The 22048-nt window shown below is 44.9% G+C and carries 16 protein-coding genes; 11 read left to right on the plus strand and 5 right to left on the minus strand.

Annotated elements, in window-relative coordinates:
• Position 1: 1 nt before the first annotated feature.
• From LLW17_RS12955 to LLW17_RS12970, 4 genes are read right to left on the minus strand one after another with little or no spacing between them, the layout of a single operon-like run.
• Positions 2–799: an SDR family oxidoreductase gene (locus tag LLW17_RS12955; protein ID WP_228230712.1), complete on the minus strand. Its 798-nt coding sequence runs from the start codon at positions 797–799 to the stop codon at positions 2–4.
• 3 nt (positions 800–802) lie between these two features.
• Positions 803–1630, minus strand: a complete 828-nt coding sequence (locus LLW17_RS12960) for an amidohydrolase family protein (RefSeq protein WP_228230713.1) — start codon at positions 1628–1630, stop codon at positions 803–805.
• 9 nt (positions 1631–1639) lie between these two features.
• The gene (locus LLW17_RS12965; protein ID WP_228230714.1) at positions 1640–2656 is read right to left on the minus strand and encodes a zinc-binding alcohol dehydrogenase family protein; all 1017 of its coding nucleotides are present in this window, start codon (positions 2654–2656) and stop codon (positions 1640–1642) included.
• 15 nt (positions 2657–2671) lie between these two features.
• Positions 2672–4312: an alpha-L-fucosidase gene (locus tag LLW17_RS12970; RefSeq protein ID WP_228230715.1), complete on the minus strand. Its 1641-nt coding sequence runs from the start codon at positions 4310–4312 to the stop codon at positions 2672–2674.
• 205 nt (positions 4313–4517) lie between these two features.
• Here LLW17_RS12970 and LLW17_RS12975 point away from each other — a divergent pair, with 205 nt between their 5' ends.
• From LLW17_RS12975 to LLW17_RS13005, 7 genes are all read left to right on the plus strand, one after another.
• Positions 4518–5396 (plus strand): helix-turn-helix domain-containing protein, encoded by an 879-nt coding sequence (locus tag LLW17_RS12975; protein ID WP_228230716.1) that lies wholly within the window; start codon positions 4518–4520, stop codon positions 5394–5396.
• Between the two features lie 9 nt (positions 5397–5405).
• Entirely contained in the window at positions 5406–6272 is an 867-nt protein-coding gene (locus tag LLW17_RS12980; RefSeq protein WP_228230717.1) for an AraC family transcriptional regulator, read from the plus strand.
• 102 nt (positions 6273–6374) lie between these two features.
• A complete protein-coding gene (locus LLW17_RS12985; protein ID WP_228230718.1) occupies positions 6375–7694 on the plus strand; it encodes an L-fuconate dehydratase in 1320 nt (439 codons plus the stop codon).
• A 4-nt stretch (positions 7695–7698) separates the two neighbouring features.
• Positions 7699–8475, plus strand: coding sequence for an SDR family NAD(P)-dependent oxidoreductase (locus tag LLW17_RS12990; RefSeq protein WP_228230719.1), 777 nt, complete (start codon positions 7699–7701; stop codon positions 8473–8475).
• A gap of 18 nt (positions 8476–8493) precedes the next feature.
• Complete coding sequence (locus LLW17_RS12995) at positions 8494–9345, plus strand: fumarylacetoacetate hydrolase family protein (protein WP_228230720.1); 852 nt, start codon at positions 8494–8496, stop codon at positions 9343–9345.
• Positions 9346–9607: 262 nt separating this feature from the next.
• Entirely contained in the window at positions 9608–12730 is a 3123-nt protein-coding gene (locus LLW17_RS13000) for a SusC/RagA family TonB-linked outer membrane protein (protein ID WP_228230721.1), read from the plus strand.
• Between the two features lie 14 nt (positions 12731–12744).
• Positions 12745–14361 carry a RagB/SusD family nutrient uptake outer membrane protein gene (locus LLW17_RS13005; protein ID WP_228230722.1) on the plus strand — a complete coding sequence of 539 codons (1617 nt, stop codon included), beginning with the start codon at positions 12745–12747 and terminating at the stop codon, positions 14359–14361.
• A 74-nt stretch (positions 14362–14435) separates the two neighbouring features.
• Here the strand turns inward: LLW17_RS13005 and LLW17_RS13010 are convergent, their stop codons facing one another.
• On the minus strand, positions 14436–15134 hold the full coding sequence (locus LLW17_RS13010) for a FadR/GntR family transcriptional regulator (RefSeq protein ID WP_228230723.1): 699 nt from the start codon (positions 15132–15134) through the stop codon (positions 14436–14438).
• Between the two features lie 121 nt (positions 15135–15255).
• Between LLW17_RS13010 and LLW17_RS13015 the strand changes: the two genes are divergently transcribed.
• The 4 genes from LLW17_RS13015 (at position 15256) to LLW17_RS13030 (ending at position 22043) form a co-directional block, all read left to right on the plus strand.
• The gene (locus LLW17_RS13015; RefSeq protein ID WP_228230724.1) at positions 15256–16668 is read left to right on the plus strand and encodes a glycoside hydrolase family 28 protein; all 1413 of its coding nucleotides are present in this window, start codon (positions 15256–15258) and stop codon (positions 16666–16668) included.
• Positions 16669–16670: 2 nt separating this feature from the next.
• On the plus strand, positions 16671–18830 hold the full coding sequence (locus LLW17_RS13020; protein WP_228230725.1) for a sodium:solute symporter family protein: 2160 nt from the start codon (positions 16671–16673) through the stop codon (positions 18828–18830).
• Between the two features lie 69 nt (positions 18831–18899).
• On the plus strand, positions 18900–19763 hold the full coding sequence (locus tag LLW17_RS13025) for an inositol oxygenase (protein ID WP_228230726.1): 864 nt from the start codon (positions 18900–18902) through the stop codon (positions 19761–19763).
• A gap of 21 nt (positions 19764–19784) precedes the next feature.
• The gene (locus LLW17_RS13030; protein ID WP_228230727.1) at positions 19785–22043 is read left to right on the plus strand and encodes an alpha-N-acetylglucosaminidase; all 2259 of its coding nucleotides are present in this window, start codon (positions 19785–19787) and stop codon (positions 22041–22043) included.
• Positions 22044–22048 lie beyond the last annotated feature (5 nt).

The following is a 22048-nucleotide window of genomic DNA, read 5'->3' on the forward strand; positions in this document are numbered from 1 at the left end:
ATTAGTTTTTAGCCGGAAGCAAAGCGCGATCCAGATGTACATAACCACCGTCGACAAATAGAAACTGCCCGGTGGTATGTGATGATTTTTCAGAGATGGTGAATAAAGCCGTGTCTGCTATTTCCTGAGTGGTAGTCATTCGGTTTTCTAACGGAATGGTGTTTCGAATAGCCTCTAGTTTTTCGGCACCGTTGTCAAGTGTTTCAATCCAGTTTTCATAAGCCGGTGTGTAGCTTTCGGCAATGATAAGTGCATTGCTGCGTATGCCGTATTTAATGAGATCTACCGCCCATTCGCGGGTTAATCCCAGTACGCCTCCTTTAGCGGCAGCATAAGCTGAAGTCCCACCCTGCCCGGTAATTGCCACTTTAGAGCCTACGTTCAAAATGTTTCCTTTACTTGCTTTCAGCAAGGGCAGCGCATATTTTACGGTGGCATAAAAACTAACGAGGTTTAGCTTCAGCGAATACATAAAATCTTCCAGCGAACCTTCGAGCGAAACGCCGTCATTTACGCCCACATTATTGATAATAGCATCTATTCGCCCATATTTAGCCGAAAGTTGCTCTATGGAGTTTTTTATTTGTTCAGCGTCGGAAAGATCGGTTTGATAGAATGTACTATCCAATCCCTGTTCCCGCAACCGGGCTTCATACTCAAACCCGCGGGCATTTCGGTCTAACAAAACAGGGATTGCTCCTTCTGCAGCTAGTGCAAAAATGATGGTGTGACCAATGCTTCCGGGCATTCCGGCAGAACCGGTTACCACAATAATTTTATCTTTTAAGTTTAAGTTCATCGATTAAATTGTATAAATGCGCTGGGCATTTTTATAGAAAAAAAGTTCGCGTTCGTCTTTAGAAAGTTGACCTGAAAAGGCTTTGGCTACATTAAGAACCTGAGCATAACTTCCGGCAACCAGGCATACCGGCCAGTCTGAACCGTAAACGATTCGATTGGGACCAAAAGCCTCGAAAACCACGTTCATATAGGGCATTAAATCTATAGGTTTCCAGGTTTTATAATCGGCTTCGGTAATCAAACCCGATATTTTACAGCTTACGTTCTCGTAACTGCCAATGGCTTTCATCAGCAAAGCCCATGAATCAATATAGCCCTGTTTGATGTAGGGCTTTGCGATGTGGTCGATCACAAATTGCTGCTCGGGAAAAAGCTTTACAAATTCGAGCACTGCCGGAAGCTGATGCGAAAAAACAAGAATTTCATACACCGCTCCGGTATTTTTCAGCTTTGAGATTCCATTTAAAAAAGCTTTTCGCAGTAAAAACGAGTTGTCAGCCTCGGCCTGCACAACATGGCGATAGCCTTTCATCAGAGGCATTTCGGCATAATACTCCAGATCCTGCTGCACCGAATCGCTTTGAAAATCAACCCAGCCGATTACACCTTTGATGAAATCATAGTCAGAAGCAAGATTCAGTAAAAATGTGTTTTCTTCAAGGGTTTGATCTGCCTGTACTGCGATACAGCCGGTGATATTGTGTTCCTCATAAACCGGTTTTAAATCCTGAGGCCTAAAATCACGGCGTATCACAGCCATCTCGTCATCAATCCAGCTGTGCTTGACCGGGTTGTATTGCCAAAAGTGTTGATGGGTGTCTATAATCATAATGCCAGATTAGTCATTGATTTCAACCAAAGCTTTAATCACGTTATTTTCAGGGGCCAACAAAGCCTCAAAGCCCGATGGCAAATCTTTAAAAGCGATACGGTGTGTGATGTATTTTTTCGGGTTGATGGTACCGCTCCTGATACTTTCAATGACATACTGAAAATCTTCGCGGGTAGCATTGCGGCTGCTCATCAGGGTAGATTCCCGCTTGTGAAACTCGGGATGGCTAAAGCTTAGTTCGCCTTTTTGTAAGCCTACCAAAACGTAGCGGCCACCGTGGGCCAGATATTGAAATGCGCTGTTCATCACATTGCGATTACCGGTAGCATCAATTATTACGGTAGGCATATCGCCGTTTGTGATTTCTGCCAAACGCTCCGTAACATCAGTATTCATCGGGTTTAAAGTCTGCCAGACACCCAATTCGTCTTTACAAAAATCAAGACGGTGCTCGTTCACATCGAGGGCAATGACTTGTGCTCCTGCCTGCTGTGCAAACTGAATCAAGCCAATACCAATAGGGCCTGCTCCCATGACCAAAACCGTCTCTCCCTCACGCACTCCTGCCCTTCGCACCCCGTGAGCTGCGATGGCCAGAGGTTCAACAAGCGCGAGCTCATCAAAATCAAGACCTTCGCCGTGCAACAGATACCCATCAGGCACAACTACATATTCAGCCATACCGCCGTCAATGTGTACCCCAAAAACCTTAATCGAGGTACAACAATTGCTCAGCCCGTTGCGGCAGGCGACACAACTTCCGCAGTTGAAATATGGGATAAAACTCACCGCATCGCCTGTATTAAAACCGGCGGCATTACCTTGTACATATTCGGCTGCAAGCTCGTGACCCAAAACTCTCGGGTAATTGAAGTACGGCTGGGTTCCGCCAAAAGCGTGAATATCGGTACCACAAATACCTATTTTACGGATGAGCAGCAGCGACTCTCCCGCTTTAGGCTGCGGAATATCCTGTTCTTTTAATAAAAAGGTTCCGGGTTCTTCACAAACTATATAATTCATGATATGTTCTATCTGTTAGTTGATTTCTAAAGCATTTGCATAGGAAACAGCCGGTTTTTCCTGCGGAAAATACACTTCAAGTCCCTCAGCGGTTTGCTTAAATTTTAATTTTTTACCGGTACTCACGAGCTTCACCTTTTTGATGGATTTGCTTCGGTAAGGAGAATGGGAACGCAACGCTTTAATAAGCACTTTGCCGTTTTCTGGCCAGCTCATAACCGTCGCATAGAGCGTATCCCCTTTGGTTACAAACCTAAAATCGGAAGACGAATAAGGCTTGCCTTTACCCTCGTTAAAGCCCTGATGTGAAAGCTCAGCCGTAGTGGCCTGCTGCGGTCCTTCTCCAAAAATCTTCCAGGGACGCGTGCCGTAAATACTCTCGCCGTTAAGACGCATCCACACTCCTATTTCTTCAACGATAGCCCGCTCCAGCTCATCAATGCTTCCATCGCCCTTAACCGGAATATTCAGCATCAGGTTTCCATTTTTGCTTACTACATCAATAAGACTGTGTATGACCTGTTTGGCCGATTTATAGCGCTTATCGCGATAAATCCCCTGGTCGTAATGCCAGCTGCCAATACAGGTATCGGTCTGCCAGGGTAAGGGTTCAATCTCATTACTCTGACCTTTTTCAATATCCCAAACCAGGGCCTTACGCTGCTCTTCATCCAAAATTTTACCGGTAACCACAGCCTGCGGGTTGCCATTTTTGTCAAGACTCTTGTTGTACAAATACGCTGCAATCTCAAGCCCTACAGTACTTACCGGCCACAGGGGCAGTGCGGTGTCATCAAAGTAGAGCAGGTCAGGATTAAATTTATCTATCAGATCTATCGTACGCTTGTAGAATTTCTCGCAATATTCTTTTGAGGGCGGAGTAACGCCATTGCCCCAGTTCCATTGGCTGTGAATCTTCCCATTGTCAAGGCTGTCTTCACTCAAAGGATGGTTTTGAGCATACAATTCCTGTGGATTCAGACCTTCCCACCAGGTACCTTTGCCGTCTTCGACAGTGAGGTTTCCGTCATAGGGAACACCGGCTAAGGGTCCGTTTTGGTCTGCGCGTTGTGAGGGCTCATACCAGCTCCACGCGTGAGCCGCATGAACGCTTAACGCAAAAGGCAAGCCTGCCTTGCGTGCTGCTTGCTCCCAGCCGGCAATAATATCTTTTTTTGGACCCATTTTTACTGAATTCCAGTTTGGCTGATGGGTACTATCCCATAAATCGAGGTTATCATGATGATTGGCCATCGCCATAAAATATTTGGCGCCTGCATTTTTATAGAGATCTACGAGTTCCTGCGGATTCCACTTGTCTGCTTTCCAAACGTTGATCACGTCTTTAAAACCAAATTTTGACGGATGCCCATACGTTTTGACGTGGTAATCGTATTGCCAGGAAGCTTCCTGATACATCCCACGGGCATACCAGTCTCCAGATTCGGGCTCGCACTGAGGCCCCCAATGAGCCCACATGCCGAATTTCGCATCGCGAAACCACTCAGGAACCTGATATTTCGAAAGCGAATCCCAGTTGGGTTCAAAGACCTTCTGCGGATTATTAAACAAATAATTTGCACGGGCAGTCCAGGGTTTTAAGTAGAATCCTGCTGCCGCTGCTGCGCTTATTTTTATAACATCTCTGCGTTTCATGGTCTTCTAAAAGTTATATATTTCCGTCTTTACCTAATAGTGTTCCTGTAAATATTTCCCTCAAACCATACAATTACAACGATTTCGATTGAAATTTCATAAGGATAAACGTCCAAAGATATTTTAGTCTTCCCTTTTACAGTTATACAAAAACGACTTATTTTTATCTGTTTAAGAACCGGTGCTATCACCTAAATCAGCAATTTTGAATTCAAAACGCTTCACGCAGACTTTCTCTTTACTTAACGTAGATGCTGTAGAATTGTCAAGCCGCTGGAACTACAAAAACGTGATAAGCCCCTATTACCGCATTTACTACATCGAGGCCGGCAGCGGTTCGCTTTCAAGCCTGTCAAAAAAAGTAACTCTAAGACCCGGTTACCTCTACCTGATTCCCAGTTTTACGCTTTGTGATTTTAAATGCGATGGTTATATGCAGCAGTATTTTGTGCAGTTTTTTGAGGAATCGCCAGATACCGGAGCCCTTTTTAAAGACAACCGGCAGATTATAGAACTTAAAGCTTCGGAAACCGATGTGATGCTGTTTAAAAAATTGCTTAAACTGAATCCGGGTCGTGGGATAAACCGGTCTGACAATCCGGAAATTTATGAAAAAGAAGCTTTTTACAAGGAATACCAAAACTTAAACCGAAACATGAAAACTTCGGTACAGTTTGAAACCCAGGGAATCATTCTGATTTTGCTTTCCCGGTTTATTGAATCGATACGCTATTCGGCAATTCAAAACCCTAAAATACCTTCGGTGGTTCTTGATGCTATGAATTACATTCAGCTTAACTTAAATAAGAGCATTACCGTAACCGAACTCGCCGAAAAAGCCAATCAAAACCGGGACTATTTTTCACGGGAATTTTTAGAACATACGGGTAAACGGCCTCTGGCCTACATTCACGAAAAACGCATCGAGCGCGCGCAATACCTTATTGTGACCACAAACAAGACCTTGCTGGATATCGCCGTCGAAACCGGGTTTAATAACCTGCCCCATTTCACCAAAGTCTTTAAAAAGCACCTCAACAGCACGCCGGGCGCTTACCGCAAACAGAACCTGCAAATCACCTAACCCGCCGCCATGAAACTCATCAAACTCGACAGGCAAAGCCACGATGATTGCTCCTTTACCATCAATCACACCCACGACCGGCATTTTCTGAAAATCTGGCATTATCATCCCGAGCTCGAACTGGTGCTCCTATTAGAAAGTACAGGAACCCGCTTTATTGGGGATTCGATTGCCAAATTCACTCCCGCCCAACTCGTGCTGCTGGGTCCTAATCTGCCACATATGTGGCTTAACGATCCGGTTTATTTTGAAGAAAATAAGAAGCTTCAGGCCAGTGCCCTTGCCATACATTTTAAACAGGATTTTCTGGGAGCAGATTTTTTCAGCAGACCCGAAATGCGCATTCCTGCCCGGTTGTTGCAGGCAGCACAACGCGGACTCGTATTTGAAAACATTCCGCAAGAGATCCTGAGCCAGCTTAAAAATCTCGAAAATCTCGAAGCTTTTGAACGCAGCCTGAGCCTGCTTCAGCTATTAAAAGAACTTGCTATGCTAGACTATAGACCGCTCACCAGCGCGGGCTATTTGAGCGAAGCCTATAACACCGGCACGGGGAATTTTGACAAGGTGTATGAATACCTCTACAAAAATTTCAGGGAAAGCATAAGCCTTGAAGATGTGGCAGCACTTATCCCGATGAATCCTTCGGCCTTTAGCAGGTTATTTAGCAAGTTTCACAAAAAAAGCCTGATGCGCTACCTCAACGAGATTCGCATTGGCTATGCCTGCAAACTCCTGATGGAACCGCACGAACGCGTAAGCGAAATTGGTTTTGCTTCGGGCTACAACAGTCTTTCTAATTTTAACCGGCAGTTTAAAAAAGTAACCGGAAAAACTCCAAAAGAGTACGCAGAAATTCACTCAAAACTTTCCTGATTTGGTTGTAATGCAAAAATAGTATCATTCTTAGCCAAAAAACGGTCGGTAAATCAAGAATGCCCGGGTTAAATTTGAAGCCTTCACTTTAATTTTAATACTATGAAAACAGAGGTAATCATTACCGGCTATGAGGTTGTAGACGTTCGGTTTCCTACCAGTCAGTTTCTCGACGGTTCAGACGCGATGAACCCCGACCCCGATTATTCTGCCGCCTACGTCATTTTAAAAACTTCGCAGCAAGAACTCGAAGGGCACGGCCTTACCTTTACCATAGGGCGCGGTAACGAGCTGTGTGTGGCGGCTATCGACTCGATAATGCCTCTTATTCTCAACAAATCCCTGGCTTCTTTTACGGCTAATATGGGTGCGTTCTGGAAAATGATTACCGGTGACAGTCAGTTGCGCTGGTTAGGGCCCGAAAAAGGAGTGATTCACCTCGCAACCGGAGCTGTGGTCAATGCCGTTTGGGATTTATACGCCAAGGCGGAAGAAAAGCCTCTGTGGAAATTGCTTGCCGATATGAGTGCCGAAAAACTCGTGTCGTGTGTTGATTTCACCTACATCACAGATGCCATTACTCCGGCCGAAGCGATAGCGATGCTCAAAAAGCTGGAAGGCACAAAGCAGCAACGTATCGATAATTTGCTTCAAAAGGGTTACCCGGCCTACACCACCTCTGCAGGGTGGTTGGGCTATAGCGATGAGAAAATGCGCAAATTGTGCCGCGAGGCCAAAGCCGAAGGTTTTAAGCATATGAAAATCAAGGTAGGTAAAGACCTTAAAGACGATATGCGCCGGGCTCAGATCATTCGGGAAGAAATAGGTGATGACCTGAAGCTGATGATGGACGCCAACCAAAAATGGGATGTGACCGAAGCCATCGCAAATATGGCCGAACTTAAAAAATTTAATCCCTGGTGGATTGAGGAGCCTACAAGCCCAGACGATGTTTTGGGCCACGCAACCATTGCCAAAGCCGTTGCTCCCATTAAAGTTGCCACCGGAGAACACTGTCAAAACCGTGTGATCTTTAAACAACTGATGCAGGCAGGCGCTATTGAGATTTGCCAGATAGACAGCTGCAGGCTTGCCGGTGTAAATGAGGTGCTTGCGGTATTGCTGATGGCGGCCAAGTTTGAGATTCCGGTATGCCCGCACGCCGGTGGTGTAGGCCTGTGCGAGTATGTACAGCACTTATCGATGATTGATTATATTGCGATAAGCGGTTCGCTAGAAAATCGCATTATTGAATATGTAGATCACCTGCACGAACATTTCTTTGATCCCGTAGTGATAAAAAACGGAGCGTATATGCCGCCGCAGTTACCGGGTTACAGCATCACGATGAAACCCGATTCGTTAAAAGATTACGAGTTTCCAAAAGGTAAAATCTGGCAGGAAATCGCTCAAAAAAACTAAGATTATGCAACCATTTCAACTAACACATAAAACAGCTTTAGTCACCGGTGGCGCCAGCGGTATTGGCCGCGCTATCGCGGAAACATTTGCCAAAAACGGCGCCCGGGTAGTTATTCTGGACTTTAACGAAACCCAGGCTAAAGAAGTTGTTGAAGCTTTTAAGGCCGAAGGTTTAGAGCTTCAGTATAGAATATGCGACGTTTCAAAAGCCGAAGAAGTACAGCAAATTATTGATGATATCGCTAGCCAAAATAAAATTGACATTTTGGTAAACAACGCCGGCGTAGCCCACGTGGGAAATATCGAAAACACCACCGAAGCCGACCTCGATCGTATTTATTCGATCAATATAAAAGGAGTGTACAATTGTGCCAAAGCGGTAATCAAACATATGAAAGGCAACAACGGAGTCATCATCAATATGGCGTCTATTGCCTCCTCGGTGGGGATCTCAGACCGATTTGCCTACTCCATGTCTAAAGGAGCGGTGCTTACGATGACCTATTCGATTGCCAAAGATTATGTAGATCAGGGCATTCGCTGCAACAGCATCTCCCCTGCCCGCGTACACACCCCTTTTGTAGACGGGTTTATTGCCAAAAATTACCCCGACAATCAGGAGGAAATGTTTGAAAAACTCTCCAAAACCCAACCTTTGGGCCGTATGGGTAAACCTGTAGAAATCGCGCATTTAGCGCTGTACCTCGCCTCTGATGAAGCCTCCTTTATCACCGGGACTGACTTCCCGATTGATGGCGGATTTATAAAACTTAATGGATAACTTTTTAACTAGAAGATTATGAAACTAATACGTTTCGGCGCAGCCGGAAAAGAAAAACCCGGAGTACAACTCGACTCCGGTAAACGCATAGATGTATCGGCTTTTGGAGAAGATTACACCGAAGCCTTTTTTGAAACTGACGGTCTTAACCGCTTACAATCGTGGTTGAGCAAAGAACAGGATAATTGTCCGGAAGTTTCCGCAGAAACCCGACTTGGCGCTCCTTTGGTTAGACCCTCCAAAATTGTATGTATAGGTCTTAACTACGTTTCGCACGCCAAAGAAACCGGAATGGAAGTACCCAAAGAACCCATTTTGTTCTTTAAAGCCACTTCGGCCATCGTGGGCCCTAACGACGATGTGATCATCCCTAAAGGCAGTGAGAAAACCGACTGGGAAGTGGAGCTTGCAGTGGTTATAGGCAAAAAAGCCTCTTATGTGAGTGAAGCCGAAGCTTTAGATTATGTAGCCGGTTACACCCTGCACAACGATTACAGCGAGCGGGCTTTTCAGATTGAGCGTGCCGGGCAATGGGTTAAAGGGAAGAGCTGCGACACCTTTGCGCCTCTAGGTCCGTTTATCGCTACTAAAGATGAAATCAAAGATCCCAACAAGCTCAATTTATGGCTAAAGCTGAATGGGGAGCAATTGCAGAACAGCAACACCTCAGATTTTGTATTTAATGTGCAGCAGGTGGTGAGTTACATCAGCCAGTTTATGACCCTGCTTCCGGGAGATATTATTTCTACCGGTACTCCTTTTGGTGTGGGAATGGGCTTTAAACCGCCACGCTATTTAAAACCCGGCGATGTGGTAGAATTGGGTATTGAAGGTCTGGGAACCTCCAGACAAACAGCCCGCGCCTATTAGCGATAAACGGTTAAGCATCTTTAATTTATGAAGGTCTAAAAAGTATTCAGTTGTATACTTTTTAGACCTTTTTCTGTATCTGGGCCGCATATTTTCATCCCAAACAGTTTGAAGAACTCAACCCAAAAACTGCAAATCCCAGACAAATGTTAAAATTTTAAGCCTTTAGCTGAAAGTATCAGAATATTTTCTTAATCTTGTTATGTACTACATAATTACATAAATACATAATGATTTGAATATCAAAACTAAAACAACATTTATGAGAACATTTTTACCACTCAGGATGCTTAAACAGATCACACTCGTGATGCTGGCATTGCTGGGAACAACCACAATTATGGCTTCTCCGGCTTTGGGAGAAATTTTTGACCACTATGATCAGAAAACGATTTCGGGAGTTGTTTACGACACCGAATCGGGAGAGACTCTTCCCGGTGTAAGTGTGAGTATTAAGGGCACCAACACCGGTACCATTACAGATTTAGACGGTTCGTTTCAACTACAGGTTGAGCCCGGCGCCGTTTTGGTTTTTAGTTATGTAGGTTATATGAAGCAGGAAGTACCTGTAGGCGATCAAACTTCGCTCACCGTAAATATGCAAACCGATGTTCAGTCACTTGAAGAGGTGGCAATCATTGGTTATGGTAAGGTAAAACGATCTAATCTTACCGGGTCTGTATCTACCGTAAGCAGTGAAGTACTTGAACAAACTAACAAGGTAGACGCGGTTTCTTCTATTCAGGGGCAGGTTGCCGGTGTTACTGTGCAACGCACAGACAACAAGCCCGGTGCAGGGGGTTTCAACATTCGTGTACGGGGTGCTAATACCATTAATACCGCCGGAGACAACGGAGGTTATAGCCCGGGACAAAACCCGTTATTTGTAGTCGACGGAATTTTTGTTGATGATATTTCATTCCTGAACCCTGCAGATATTGAACGTATGGATGTACTTAAAGATGCGGCTTCTGCTGCGATCTACGGTTCACGTGGTACAAACGGGGTTGTAATTATTCAGACTAAAAAAGGTAAAGAAGGCAAGCTCACCGTACGTTACAACAACTACATCGGTTTTAAAGAAATATACAATCTGCCTCCAATTTTTAACGGCAAAACCTATATTCCATTCCTAAGAGATGTTATAGTAGGTAATCAATTTGCGTCTAATAAAGACGGAAACTTCAGCCAGTATTCTGCAGATACTGTTGACATCAATGAATATTTGAGTGACGAAGAACGCGAAAACATCGCAAACGGCGTAAGTACAGACTGGGTAGACCTCATCACCCGTAACGGTTTCCAACAAAATCATACACTTGATGTGAGTGGAGGGAACGATAAAACCGTTTATGCTGCCGGTTTAGGGTATACTGAAGATCAGGGAACCATTTACGGGGAAGACTTTAAGCGTTATACCCTAAAAGGAAATATTCAAAGTGATATTACAGACTGGCTGACCTTTGGGTATGACAATTACATCACTTTGGCTACGACCAATGAAGGTAGTTTGGAAGCCTTTAGAAGTGCGTACCGTCTAAAACCAATAGGTAGAGCTTACGACGACAATGGTGATTTACTTTTTTTACCAACCCAAAAGGAAACTCAGGTAAGCAACCCTATTTTCGATACACAAAATTGGAAACTGGAGAACAAATACATCAATTTTATCGGTAATATTTCGCTTAGCGTAAAACCGGTAGAGGGTCTGAGTATCACTACAAAATTTGCTCCTAACGTAAAATACACCCGTTTAGGGGAATACCGTGGTTTATTAACCAAAAGTACCATCGGCAACCAAAGCAATACGCGTGCTGAAGTAAATAACTATCTCGATTACTCCTATACCTGGGATAACATTGTTGACTACAGCCTTGATATTGATAAAGACAACAGTCTTGCCGCTACTTTGGTTTATTCACGGTTTTTACAGGACAATGAATCGTATAGAATTCAGGTACGAAATTTTACATCAGACAACTTCTTATTCTATAATCTGGGAGCCGGTTCTAACGTAAACTCCTACGGTAGTGGGTTTAGCAGACAAACTTTGGAATCTTACACCGCTCGGGTTAATTACAACTTGATGGATCGCTACATTCTTACCCTTACCGGTAGATATGACGGGGCATCTGTATTATCTGACGACAACAAATGGGCCTTTTTCCCTTCCGCTTCATTCGCTTACCGTGTGATACGTGAAGATTTTATGCGTAACCAAAACGTATTCTCAGATCTGAAGTTGCGCTTAAGTTATGGTCAGACCGGTAATAACGGTATTGGTGGAGGATTAAATCCTTTAGGTACCCTTTCGTTACTTGAGTCAAGCTATACTAATATTGGAGATGCCAGTGTACCTACTTTGTATGTGAACGGCCTGGCAAACCAGGATCTAAGCTGGGAGCGTACTTCTGAGGTTAACTTTGGTCTTGATTTCGGCTTCCTAAACAACAGAATTACCGGTAGTGTTGACCTCTACAACAGAGATATTAAAGATATCATCTTCTACAGACCTTTACCTACAGTAACCGGTTTTGGAGGAACTTTTGATAACATCGGTGAATCCCGTAACCGCGGTATTGAAGTAGGTCTAAATGCCAAAATTATTGACAATGAAAACTTTACCTGGAGTACAAACATCAACTTTGCCAGCAATCGCAATGAGATTGTAAATCTTTACGGTAATAGTGATGAAATCATTTTTGGAGCACAGGGCGGTACCTTTATTCATCGTGTGGGTGAGGCTACAGGATCACTTTACGGCTTCAAGTTTGACGGAATCTGGCAACTGGATGAAGCTGCAGAAGCTGCAACCTACGGTCAAAAGCCGGGTCAGGTACGTGTTGTTGACGTAAATGGTGACGGTCAAATCACAGAGCAGGGAGACCGCGTAATTCTTGGAAACCCACTTCCTAAATGGACCGGTGGTATTACCAGTACGATGAACTATAAGAATTTTGACTTCTCCTTCTTTGTGTATACGAGTCAGGGTGTGACGATATCCAGTAATTTTCACAATTCCCGCGCTTTCTCCTATGATGGAGAACCCGCCCGTTTATGGAATGGTTACGACACTGACTATTGGACACCAACCAACCCCACTAACAACTGGTTTCAGCCCGGTAATGGTGGCCCGTATCAGCAAGCCATTAAAAATATGGATGTGTCTTTCGTAAAAGTTGGTTTTATGACTTTGGGATACGCCCTTCCTCAGGAGACTATTCGAAAATTCGGAATTCAAAAACTACGTTTATACACTACGGTTCAAAACCCATTCACTTTTTCAGATTATGATGGCTGGGATCCTGAAAACGCCGGTAGAAACGACTATGGTGCCTCTTTTATGGCTCGCACCTATATGGCCGGTATAAACTTTACATTCTAAAAAATATTAGTATTATGAAAAAATCAATTTATACTTCAGCCCTCGCTTTACTGCTTACCGGTACGCTGCTTACCGGTTGCGATGATTTCCTGGAGGAAACAAACAGACAGGCAATCAGTATTCCATCTTCACGAGAGAATACAGAAAGCTTCATCCAACTCGTGAACTATATCTACGAAATAACCCGAGAAAACACCACCCACTATCAGCCTAATATGCTTTATGTGCTGGAAGATTTGGGTACCGATATCGTGACCCGCGCCTCTCCTCTTACAGGGACAGATGCGATTAACGACTATGTGGATATGAACGCTTCCAATTATGTGATGCAGGTCTACTGGGCTAATCAATATGAGCAGATCGCAGCGGCAAATACCTTGCTTGCAAACGCTGATTTGATTGATGGTGTTGAAGAAAGTCTGAAAAACAGAGGGGTCGGCGAAGCCAAATTTTTCAGAGCCTGGTCCTATTTCAATCTGGTTGAAAACTATGGCGATGTACCCGTTGTCACCGAACCTATCACTACAGCCCAATCTGATTTTACCCGTGCCGAAGAAGAGGAAGTTTATGAGCTGATCGTTAGCGACCTTAACGATGCCATCAGTGCGGTTGATGAAAATCCGGAAGAATTTGGCCGTGTATCTAAAGATGCCGCACGCCACTTACTTTCTAAAGTTCTCCTGACCCGTGGTTACAAGTCTTTTGCGGCATCAGACGATTACACCCGTGCAATTGCCCTGGCCGAAACGGTGATCAACAATCACCCGCTTGAGCCTACATTTGCCGATGTGGTTGATATTGAAAACCAACGCAATGACGAAGTGGTCTTCTCTTTCCTGTTTGGTACCGAAACCTCTAGCCTGGGCTGGGGTAATACCAAACACTTATTGTACAAGTTTGAATACTTCAACTATCCCGGTTTAGCTCGTGGTAGCTTATATCAAAATGGTATCGGTAGAATGCCAACTCCGTTTTTCTTCAATATGTTTGATGAGGAAGATACCCGTGATGAAGAAACCCTGAGATATGTTATTTACGCAGACGTAGCTGAAGACGGCCTCGAAGTAGGCGATACGGCAATTTATTTCCCAAAAACGGCGTGGACTCAGGAACGTATAGACAGCAAGCCTTACGCGGTAATCAATCCAGATCAGTATCTGGTTAATGATGGAGTTACGAATGTTCACTGGCCAATGTTTAAGAAATTTGACGACCCGGGCGCTCCATTTACGTATGCCAACGAGCGTGCCTTTGGTGATCGCGATATGGTTATTATGCGTGGAGCTGAAGCCTATCTGATTGCTGCTGAAGCTGCATTGCAAAACAATAATCCGGGTGCTGCTGCCACTTATCTTAATGCCGTACGTTCACGTGCCGGTATCACAACCCCGCTTACTGCAGGAGATGTAGATCTGGCTCTTATTTTAGATGAACGTGCCCGTGAATTGATTGGCGAAGTAAACCGCTGGATGGACCTAAAACGTACCGGTACTTTGATATCAAGAGTTTTAGAATACAACCCGCACGCAGCGCTTAACAATGCAATAGCCGAAAAACACCGTCTGAGACCCATACCCCAGTCTGAGATTGATGCTTCCGGAAAAACAATAAGCCAAAACCCGGGTTACTAAAACTAGAAAATCCGTCAATCCCGGGCTTAGCCTTAAGATTGACGGATTTTTTTATTCAATTATTAATTGAGCGTTTAGCTCAGTTTGCTAAAGTGCGGAGTAAGGTGATTGCGCATGTTTTCTCGGAATTCATAAGCAGTGCCGCTACGCAGCGTTTCAACCAGATCATTATGCGAGATACTACCCCGCTTGGGTTCTGCGGCAGACTTAGATTCCTGCTGCATCATATAATGAAAAACGGGTAAAAGCATAGATTGAAAACGGTTTAAAGTCCCGTTTCCGGACATTTTATAGAGATAGGAATGAAATTCAATCTCGTAAGCCAGACGGGTTTGAAGATCGGTTTTACAAAGCGGGTCATTAGCCTCCCGGTCTACAATCTCCTGTAAATTATCAACATCAGAATCTTTTTTTCTAATGAACAGCAACTCACTCATACCTACTTCAAGCACCAGACGCAGCTCAAAAATGTGTTGCATAGCTTCTTCACCAAGCAGGTCCGGGTCCATAATGCGCTCTATTCCGCTTAAAATATCGGGTTCTGCTATAAACATCCCCTTGCGTTTTTTAGACTCAACAACGCCCAGCATACGCAAACGGCTAAGAGACTCACGCACGATGTTACGGCTAACGCCCAGATTTTCGGCTAGCTCAATTTCTCCGGGTAGTGAATCGCCAGATTTGAAACGATTCTCTTTTAAAAATTCAAGAATACGTTGTTCTACCTGCTCGACCAGAGATACAGATTTAATCGGTTTAATTTTAGTAGACATAGATTTGATGGTTGGTGGTAAATTTCTGATAAAACAACTAAAACTTAAGACATTCTAAATGTAATTTTAACACATATTTTAAATATATTGCTATTTAAATTATGTCCTACATATAAAATTAATGAACATAACGAATATACACGATTTTGGAGCCGTAGGTGACGATTTTACAAATAATTCGGTTTCCATTCAAAAAGCAATTGATCATTGCGCCGGCCTGGGGGGCGGAAAAGTCGTTATTCCTGCCGGTAAAGCTTTCCTGTCGGGACCTTTTGACCTCAAATCAAATATTGAATTGCATCTGGAACAGGGCGCTGTGCTTAAAGCATTCCCGGACGAAGGGGCTTATACTAAAAGTGCATTTAGACAAAATCTGGGCGAAGGTACCATCTGGATAGGTGGAGAAAACCTCAACCAGATTTCTATTACCGGTGGAGGAACAATAGATGGCAACGGAATCTTTTTTATGGGTGATGAGCTTCACGATTCCTACGAACTGAAGCCTTTTGAAACCATCGATCCCAGACCGCACATACTCACACTGGTATCCTGTAAAAATGTAAAAATGCACGGCATTACGGTAAGCAATGCTGCCTACTGGGCCCTGCATTTTATAGGTTGCTACGACGTTTCTATCGCAAATATTTCGATATATAACGATCTTAAAGTGCGCAACAGCGACGGCATTGATCTCGATCACTGCCAAAATGTGCGCATCAGCAATTGCCATATCGAGTCTGGTGACGACTGCATTTGCCTTAAAAGCCGAAGGGAATACGAAGAGTTAGGCCCTTGTAAAAATATCGTAATTTCAAACTGCACCCTGATCAGCACTTCGTGCGCCATAAAAATTGGCTCCGAAAATATGGATGCCATCAGCCACGTTACCTTTAATAACTGCATTATTACAGGCAGTTGCAGGGGTATCGGCATTCAAAACCGCGATGAAGGCACCGTGTCAGACATCATCTTTTCGAATATTATGGTCGAATGTAAGCAGTTTTCTGACGTCTGGTGGGGAATGGCAGAGCCTATTTACATCACGGCCTATCCACGTGCCTCGCACGATCACAAAGACGCGGGCTGGAGATTGAAACCCGGAGCTGCCGAAGCCGGTATTGGTAAGGTTTCTAACATCACCTTTGCAAACATCAGATGCAAGAGCGAAAACGGGATTTTTCTGGGAGCAGCATCGCCAGATCTTCTGGATAACATTCGCTTTAACGATATTGACCTCGAGATTTCAAAAACCACCAAATATCCGGGAGGGTATTACGATTGCAGACCCTGCAAGGATGCTGATTTCATCGGCGAGCAAACCGCCGGTTTTTATATGGTAAATGCCAGCAATGTTTACATCTCAAACACCACGGTAAACTGGGGAACTCAAAGACCAGATTACTACGGTAACGCGCTTTATGCCGAAAATATAACCTCTTTGGTGCTCGATAATTTTAAAGGGGAGGCCGCATTTGATCATCTGGAAAGCATCGTTAAACAGGGACAAACACAACTCGAAAAAATTTCAAATTAATCATGGTTTTAGGCTTATCATATCTGGATATTGCAGTACTGGCGCTTTACTTTGGTGTCATTGTTTATATCGGCATACGGTCTAGCCTGAAAATTAAAAAGGAAGAAGACTATTTTCTGGGAGGCAGAAAATTTGGAAAACTCTTCTCAACCTTTGCCAGTTTTGGGCAGGCCACCTCAGCCGATGGCCCTGCGGGTGTCGCGACCACAACCTTTAAAAACGGCGCCAGCGGCATCTGGAGTTCGCTTTTAATGCTTTTTGCCACCCCCCTGTTTTGGATTACGGCACCCTGGTTGCGACGCCTGCGCATCACCACGATGGGCGATTTTTATGAGGAGCGTTACGCTTCGCGAAAAATGGCCGCCACCTATGCTTTAGTGGGAACCATTGGGATGATGGGTTTGCTTTCGGTAGGTTATAAGGCGGTGACCACCACGGCTCTGGCAATGACCGGAAAGCCGGAAACTGCACTAACTGCAACCGAAAAGCTCGAAAAAGAAAAAGCAGATCGCCTTTTTGAACTTTCCAACGAAAACTTCACCTACCTCTCACAGGCCGAAAAACAGGAATTAACCGAACTGAGACAGGAAAATCCACGAGCGCTTTTCAGTTATTTTTCTGAAGATGTACTCATCTGGACCATCTGTTTTATCGTACTGTTTTATACGGCATTGGGAGGACTCGAAGCCGCATTTTACACCGATTTGCTTCAGGGAATTTTTATCATTCTGCTTTCAATCATTCTCATACCCTTCGCTTGGCAGGCGATTAATCAGCAATTTGGCGGCAGCGGCATGATGCAGGCGCTCACCAACCTGCACGAGCAACTGCCCGAAAGCACTTTTGAAGTTTTTGGTTCGCCTGCAACTTTAGATTTTACCTGGTATTTTATTGTTATGGCGGCATTGGTTTCGGGGATGACGGTTGTAGCCCAGCCTAACCAGCTGGTAACAGCAGGAGCCGCAAAAAGTGAAGACGCGGCACGCACCGGCTTTGTGACCGGCACGTTTATGAAACGTATTGTGACCATCCTCTGGGGAATGGTAGGGCTTTGCGCCATTTTGCTCTATGGGGGTAAAATCATGAACTCCGATTTTGTTTGGGGTCATGCCACCACCCAATTACTGGCACCGCTGGGATTAGGTCTGGTAGGATTGATGCTGGCCAGTCTGATGGCGGCTTTGATGTCAACGGCAGACTGCCTGATGATTACCGTTTCCGGACTGGTAGTCAACAATTTTTACAAATACTTCATCCCCGATAAGTCTGCCAGACATTACATCTGGGCCGGGAGAATATCGGGCGCTATTTTTCTCATCGGGGCTGCGGTAATTACGACTCAGTTTGACACCATTCTGCAGATTTTAAAGTTTATCTGGGAGTTTTTTGTGGTGTTTGTAGCCGCATTCTGGCTGGGACTAAAATGGCGACGTGCCAATCGAATTGCTGCCTGGTATTCGATCCTACTTACCTTTTTGCTTTTTTATTTTATCCCCATGCTTTTACCCATAGTATTTCCGGAGATGCGTACCGATGAAAGCCTGACAAAGCTCACCGAATCACGCATCGTCACCCGAAATTACGAAGTAAAAGAAGTAGATCTTGAAAACCGAAAGTACGATATCGCGCAATGGGAAAAACTTCCACAAAGCGAAAAAGATCAAATCAAAAAACCGGAAGCACTTGTGCTGGGCGGTACTAACGCCGTAGACTATGCGATGCCGCAACAGGCTATATTTTGGTCTAAAGGAGTTTCGGTAAATAAAGCTGATGAGCGCTACGGCCGCGGCTACATTTACCTGGAATTGTACCTGCTCGACCGTCTGGGCTGGGATCTTTCCAGGAATCCCTATGCCTTAAACGAAACCATAAGACTGGGCATACGCCTGCTGTTTCCGTTTTTGATACTCATCTTCATCGCTTTGGCAACAAAACCTGATCCCGACGAACATTTAAAGTTCTTCTACCAGAAGATGCGCACCCGGGCGATTGATAACAGTACCTTAAAAAATCAACCGGTTACCGAAAAACTCTTATTCCCCAACAGCAATTGGGAATTGTACACATGGAATAGAAAGGACAGCACGGGCTTCCTGCTCGCCTGCCTCATTGTTCTGCTAATTATTGGACTACTCTACCTGATGGTCTCCCTCGGGTCTTAATTGATGAATAGGCTTAGAGGCCATTAAAATGAAGAACTAAAAAAAACTGTTTAACCTGAATTTATAGTTATGAAAGATAGCAATCAAAACGCGCAACCGCTGGGTAGTCTTGACGAGTGGGAAGATGATGTGGTGCGCCGTTATCCTGAAGAGGCACATAAAGCCAAGGAAGAATTTCGCAATTACGAGGCTCCGGCTCGTGATACGGTAAAAGAGTTTTACCGCATCAATCACATCAACCAGACGTATGATTTTGTGCTCGAAAAGAAAAACGACTTCCTCAAATTTAACCGTCGTGAGATGTCGCTTTGGGATGCAGTCGAATTTTTAAATACGCTTGTTGATGACTCTGACCCGGACATTGACCTCGATCAAACCCAGCATTTACTGCAAACCTCTGAAGCCATACGCGCAGACGGGCATCCGGACTGGTTTGTGCTTACCGGTTTCTTACACGATCTGGGTAAAGTATTGTGCCTTTTTGGCGAACCGCAGTGGGCTGTTGTGGGCGATACCTTTCCCGTAGGTTGTGCCTATTCAGACAAAATCGTGTATCCGGAATTTTTTAAGCAAAACCCCGATTATACTAATGAGCGCCTCAATACCAAATATGGGGTTTACAAACCCAATTGCGGCTTAGATAACGTGCACATGTCCTGGGGTCACGATGAGTACCTCTACCACATTATGAAAGACTATTTGCCCGAGCCGGCTTTATATATGATACGCTATCATTCGTTTTACTCGCAGCACCGCGAGGGCGCTTACGATCACCTGATGAGCAAACACGATCACGAGATGTTTAAGTGGGTTGATAAATTCAATCCGTATGATTTGTATTCCAAGGCTCCTACCCCGCCAAACGTAAAAGAACTGCGTCCCTATTATGAGGATTTGGCTGCCAAATTCCTGCCGGACACCCTGAAGTTTTAGATTATTTTTATAATACCTGTTATGATTCTTAAACCGAAATACCAATCTGTCTTAAAGCTTGCCTGTTGCCTTTTTATACTTGCAGGGCTTAACTCCTGTAAAAAAGAAAAAGAAGCAGAAATTCAGGCTCAGGAAGAAACGCCCTACACGAGTCTCTTAAAACGGGTGGTACCCGAGTATGCAGACCAATTTAGTATTGATTCGCTACCCGGTGCCGGCGATCAGGCTTTTGAAATTGCAGCTCAGGAAGGTAAAATCAGTTTGAAGGGAAATAACGGCGTGGCTATTGCTTCGGCCCTGTATTATTATATCAAAGAGTATGCTCACGGGCAGATTACCTGGAATGGCACCAACCTCAACTTCCCGGAAACCCTGCCCCTGCCTGAACAACCGGTACGCAAAGAATCGCCTTACGAGTACCGCTATTACCTCAACTACTGCACCTTCAACTACTCGATGAGCTGGTGGAACTGGGAACGCTGGGAAAAGGAAATCGACTGGATGGCGCTTCACGGTATCAATATGCCTTTAGCCATAACCGGTGAAGAATACATTTGGGACGAAGTTTACAAGTCGTACGGCTTTACCGATGAAGACCTCAACGACTTTTTCAGCGGTCCTTCGTATTTCTCCTGGTTTTGGATGGGAAATCTGGACGGCTGGGGCGGCCCGCTTCCGCAAAGCTGGAAAGAAAGCCATCGCGATCTGCAGAAAAAGATTTTGCAGCGCTCACGCGAACTGGGAATGAAGCCCGTGCTTCCGGCGTTTACCGGTCACGTTCCGGCTTCCTTCAAAAAATTCTTCCCCGATGCCAACCTTAAAAAGACCAACTGGGGCAATGATTTTGGCGACACCTACATCCTGGATGCAGGCGATCCGCTTTTCGCAGAAATAGGAAAACGCTTTTTAGAAAAACAGGAAGAAGTTTTTGGCACAGACCACCTCTACACGGCAGATACGTTTAACGAAAATGAGCCGCCTTTAGACGATCCGCAGTATTTGGGTGAGTTGAGCGAAAAGATTTTTGAAGGCATGAAAGCCGCAGATCCCGAGGCAATCTGGGTGATGCAGGGCTGGTTGTTTTACAGTCACAAAGACTTTTGGAAAACCCCTCAAATCAAAGGTTTGCTCAGCACCGTGCCCGATGATCGTATGATCATTCTCGATCTGGCTACCGAAATTGAACCGGTCTGGAAACAAACCGAAGCTTTCTACGGCAAACAATGGATCTGGAATATGCTGCACAATTTTGGCGGAAACATCAGCATGTTTGGCCGCATCGAGACTGTGGCACAGGAACCCGCAAAAGCTTTAAACGACAGCACTTCGGGCAATTTAAAAGGAATAGGTCTTACGATGGAAGCCATAGAACAAAACCCGGTGCTTTACGAACTGATGACCGATAATACCTGGCGCGACGCACCTATTGAGCTCAAGCCCTGGCTGAAGCAGTACACCCGCAACCGTTATGGTGCGGTAAACGACAGCATCATCAAAGCCTGGGATATTCTGGTAGAAACGGCTTACAACGGCACAACGATACGCGATGGTGCCGAGTCTATCATCGCTGCGCGTCCTACTTTTGAGGGCTACCGCCGCTGGGCACGCACCAAGATGAATTATGATCAGCTTGACCTGCTGCCCGCCTGGGATTTGTTTATTGGCGCAAGTGATACCTTTAAAAATGCTGATGGTTTTGAGTACGATCTGGTTGATCTTACCCGTCAGGTGCTTGCCAACTATGCGCTGCCCGTGCAGCAACAAATGGCGATAGCCTATCGCAACAACGATAAGGAAGCTTTTAAAAAGCACAGCGAAGAATTGTTGACGCTCATCAGCGATTTAGATCAATTGCTCGCTACGCGAAAAGACTTCCTGCTGGGGCCCTGGATTGCTGATGCACGAAGCTGGGGCACCACACCTGAAGAAAAAGCCCTTTACGAGCGCAATGCGCGCGACCTCATCACGCTTTGGGGCGGTCCTGACAATCCCCTGCACGAGTATTCCTGCCGCCAATGGAGCGGGGTGCTTAATGATTTTTACAAACCACGCTGGCAACAATTCATCACCGATGTTCAAGCCGAATGGGGCAATTTTGATCAGGAAGCTTTTGATGAAAAAATCAAACAATGGGAATGGGAATGGGTCAACAAAGAAGAATCGTATCCCACTGAGGCCAGCGGTGACGCTTACCAAATAGCAAAAGCACTTCACACCAAATACCGAAGCAAAATCACCCCGATCACGAAGATCATGCCGCCTATTGACTACAACTATTAACCGCT

This window comes from Leeuwenhoekiella parthenopeia (genome assembly GCF_020782115.1).
GTDB lineage: Bacteria > Bacteroidota > Bacteroidia > Flavobacteriales > Flavobacteriaceae > Leeuwenhoekiella > Leeuwenhoekiella parthenopeia.

Coding starts and splice junctions, on each gene's coding strand:
- LLW17_RS13030 (WP_228230727.1), top strand. CDS start 19,785: ATGATTCTTAAACCGAAATACCAATCTGTCTTAAAGCTTGCCTGTTGC.
- LLW17_RS13000 (WP_228230721.1), top strand. CDS start 9,608: ATGAGAACATTTTTACCACTCAGGATGCTTAAACAGATCACACTCGTG.
- LLW17_RS13015 (WP_228230724.1), top strand. CDS start 15,256: ATGAACATAACGAATATACACGATTTTGGAGCCGTAGGTGACGATTTT.
- LLW17_RS12970 (WP_228230715.1), bottom strand. CDS start 4,312: ATGAAACGCAGAGATGTTATAAAAATAAGCGCAGCAGCGGCAGCAGGA.
- LLW17_RS12980 (WP_228230717.1), top strand. CDS start 5,406: ATGAAACTCATCAAACTCGACAGGCAAAGCCACGATGATTGCTCCTTT.
- LLW17_RS13010 (WP_228230723.1), bottom strand. CDS start 15,134: ATGTCTACTAAAATTAAACCGATTAAATCTGTATCTCTGGTCGAGCAG.
- LLW17_RS12955 (WP_228230712.1), bottom strand. CDS start 799: ATGAACTTAAACTTAAAAGATAAAATTATTGTGGTAACCGGTTCTGCC.
- LLW17_RS12965 (WP_228230714.1), bottom strand. CDS start 2,656: ATGAATTATATAGTTTGTGAAGAACCCGGAACCTTTTTATTAAAAGAA.
- LLW17_RS12990 (WP_228230719.1), top strand. CDS start 7,699: ATGCAACCATTTCAACTAACACATAAAACAGCTTTAGTCACCGGTGGC.
- LLW17_RS12995 (WP_228230720.1), top strand. CDS start 8,494: ATGAAACTAATACGTTTCGGCGCAGCCGGAAAAGAAAAACCCGGAGTA.
- LLW17_RS13020 (WP_228230725.1), top strand. CDS start 16,671: ATGGTTTTAGGCTTATCATATCTGGATATTGCAGTACTGGCGCTTTAC.
- LLW17_RS13005 (WP_228230722.1), top strand. CDS start 12,745: ATGAAAAAATCAATTTATACTTCAGCCCTCGCTTTACTGCTTACCGGT.
- LLW17_RS12960 (WP_228230713.1), bottom strand. CDS start 1,630: ATGATTATAGACACCCATCAACACTTTTGGCAATACAACCCGGTCAAG.
- LLW17_RS12985 (WP_228230718.1), top strand. CDS start 6,375: ATGAAAACAGAGGTAATCATTACCGGCTATGAGGTTGTAGACGTTCGG.
- LLW17_RS13025 (WP_228230726.1), top strand. CDS start 18,900: ATGAAAGATAGCAATCAAAACGCGCAACCGCTGGGTAGTCTTGACGAG.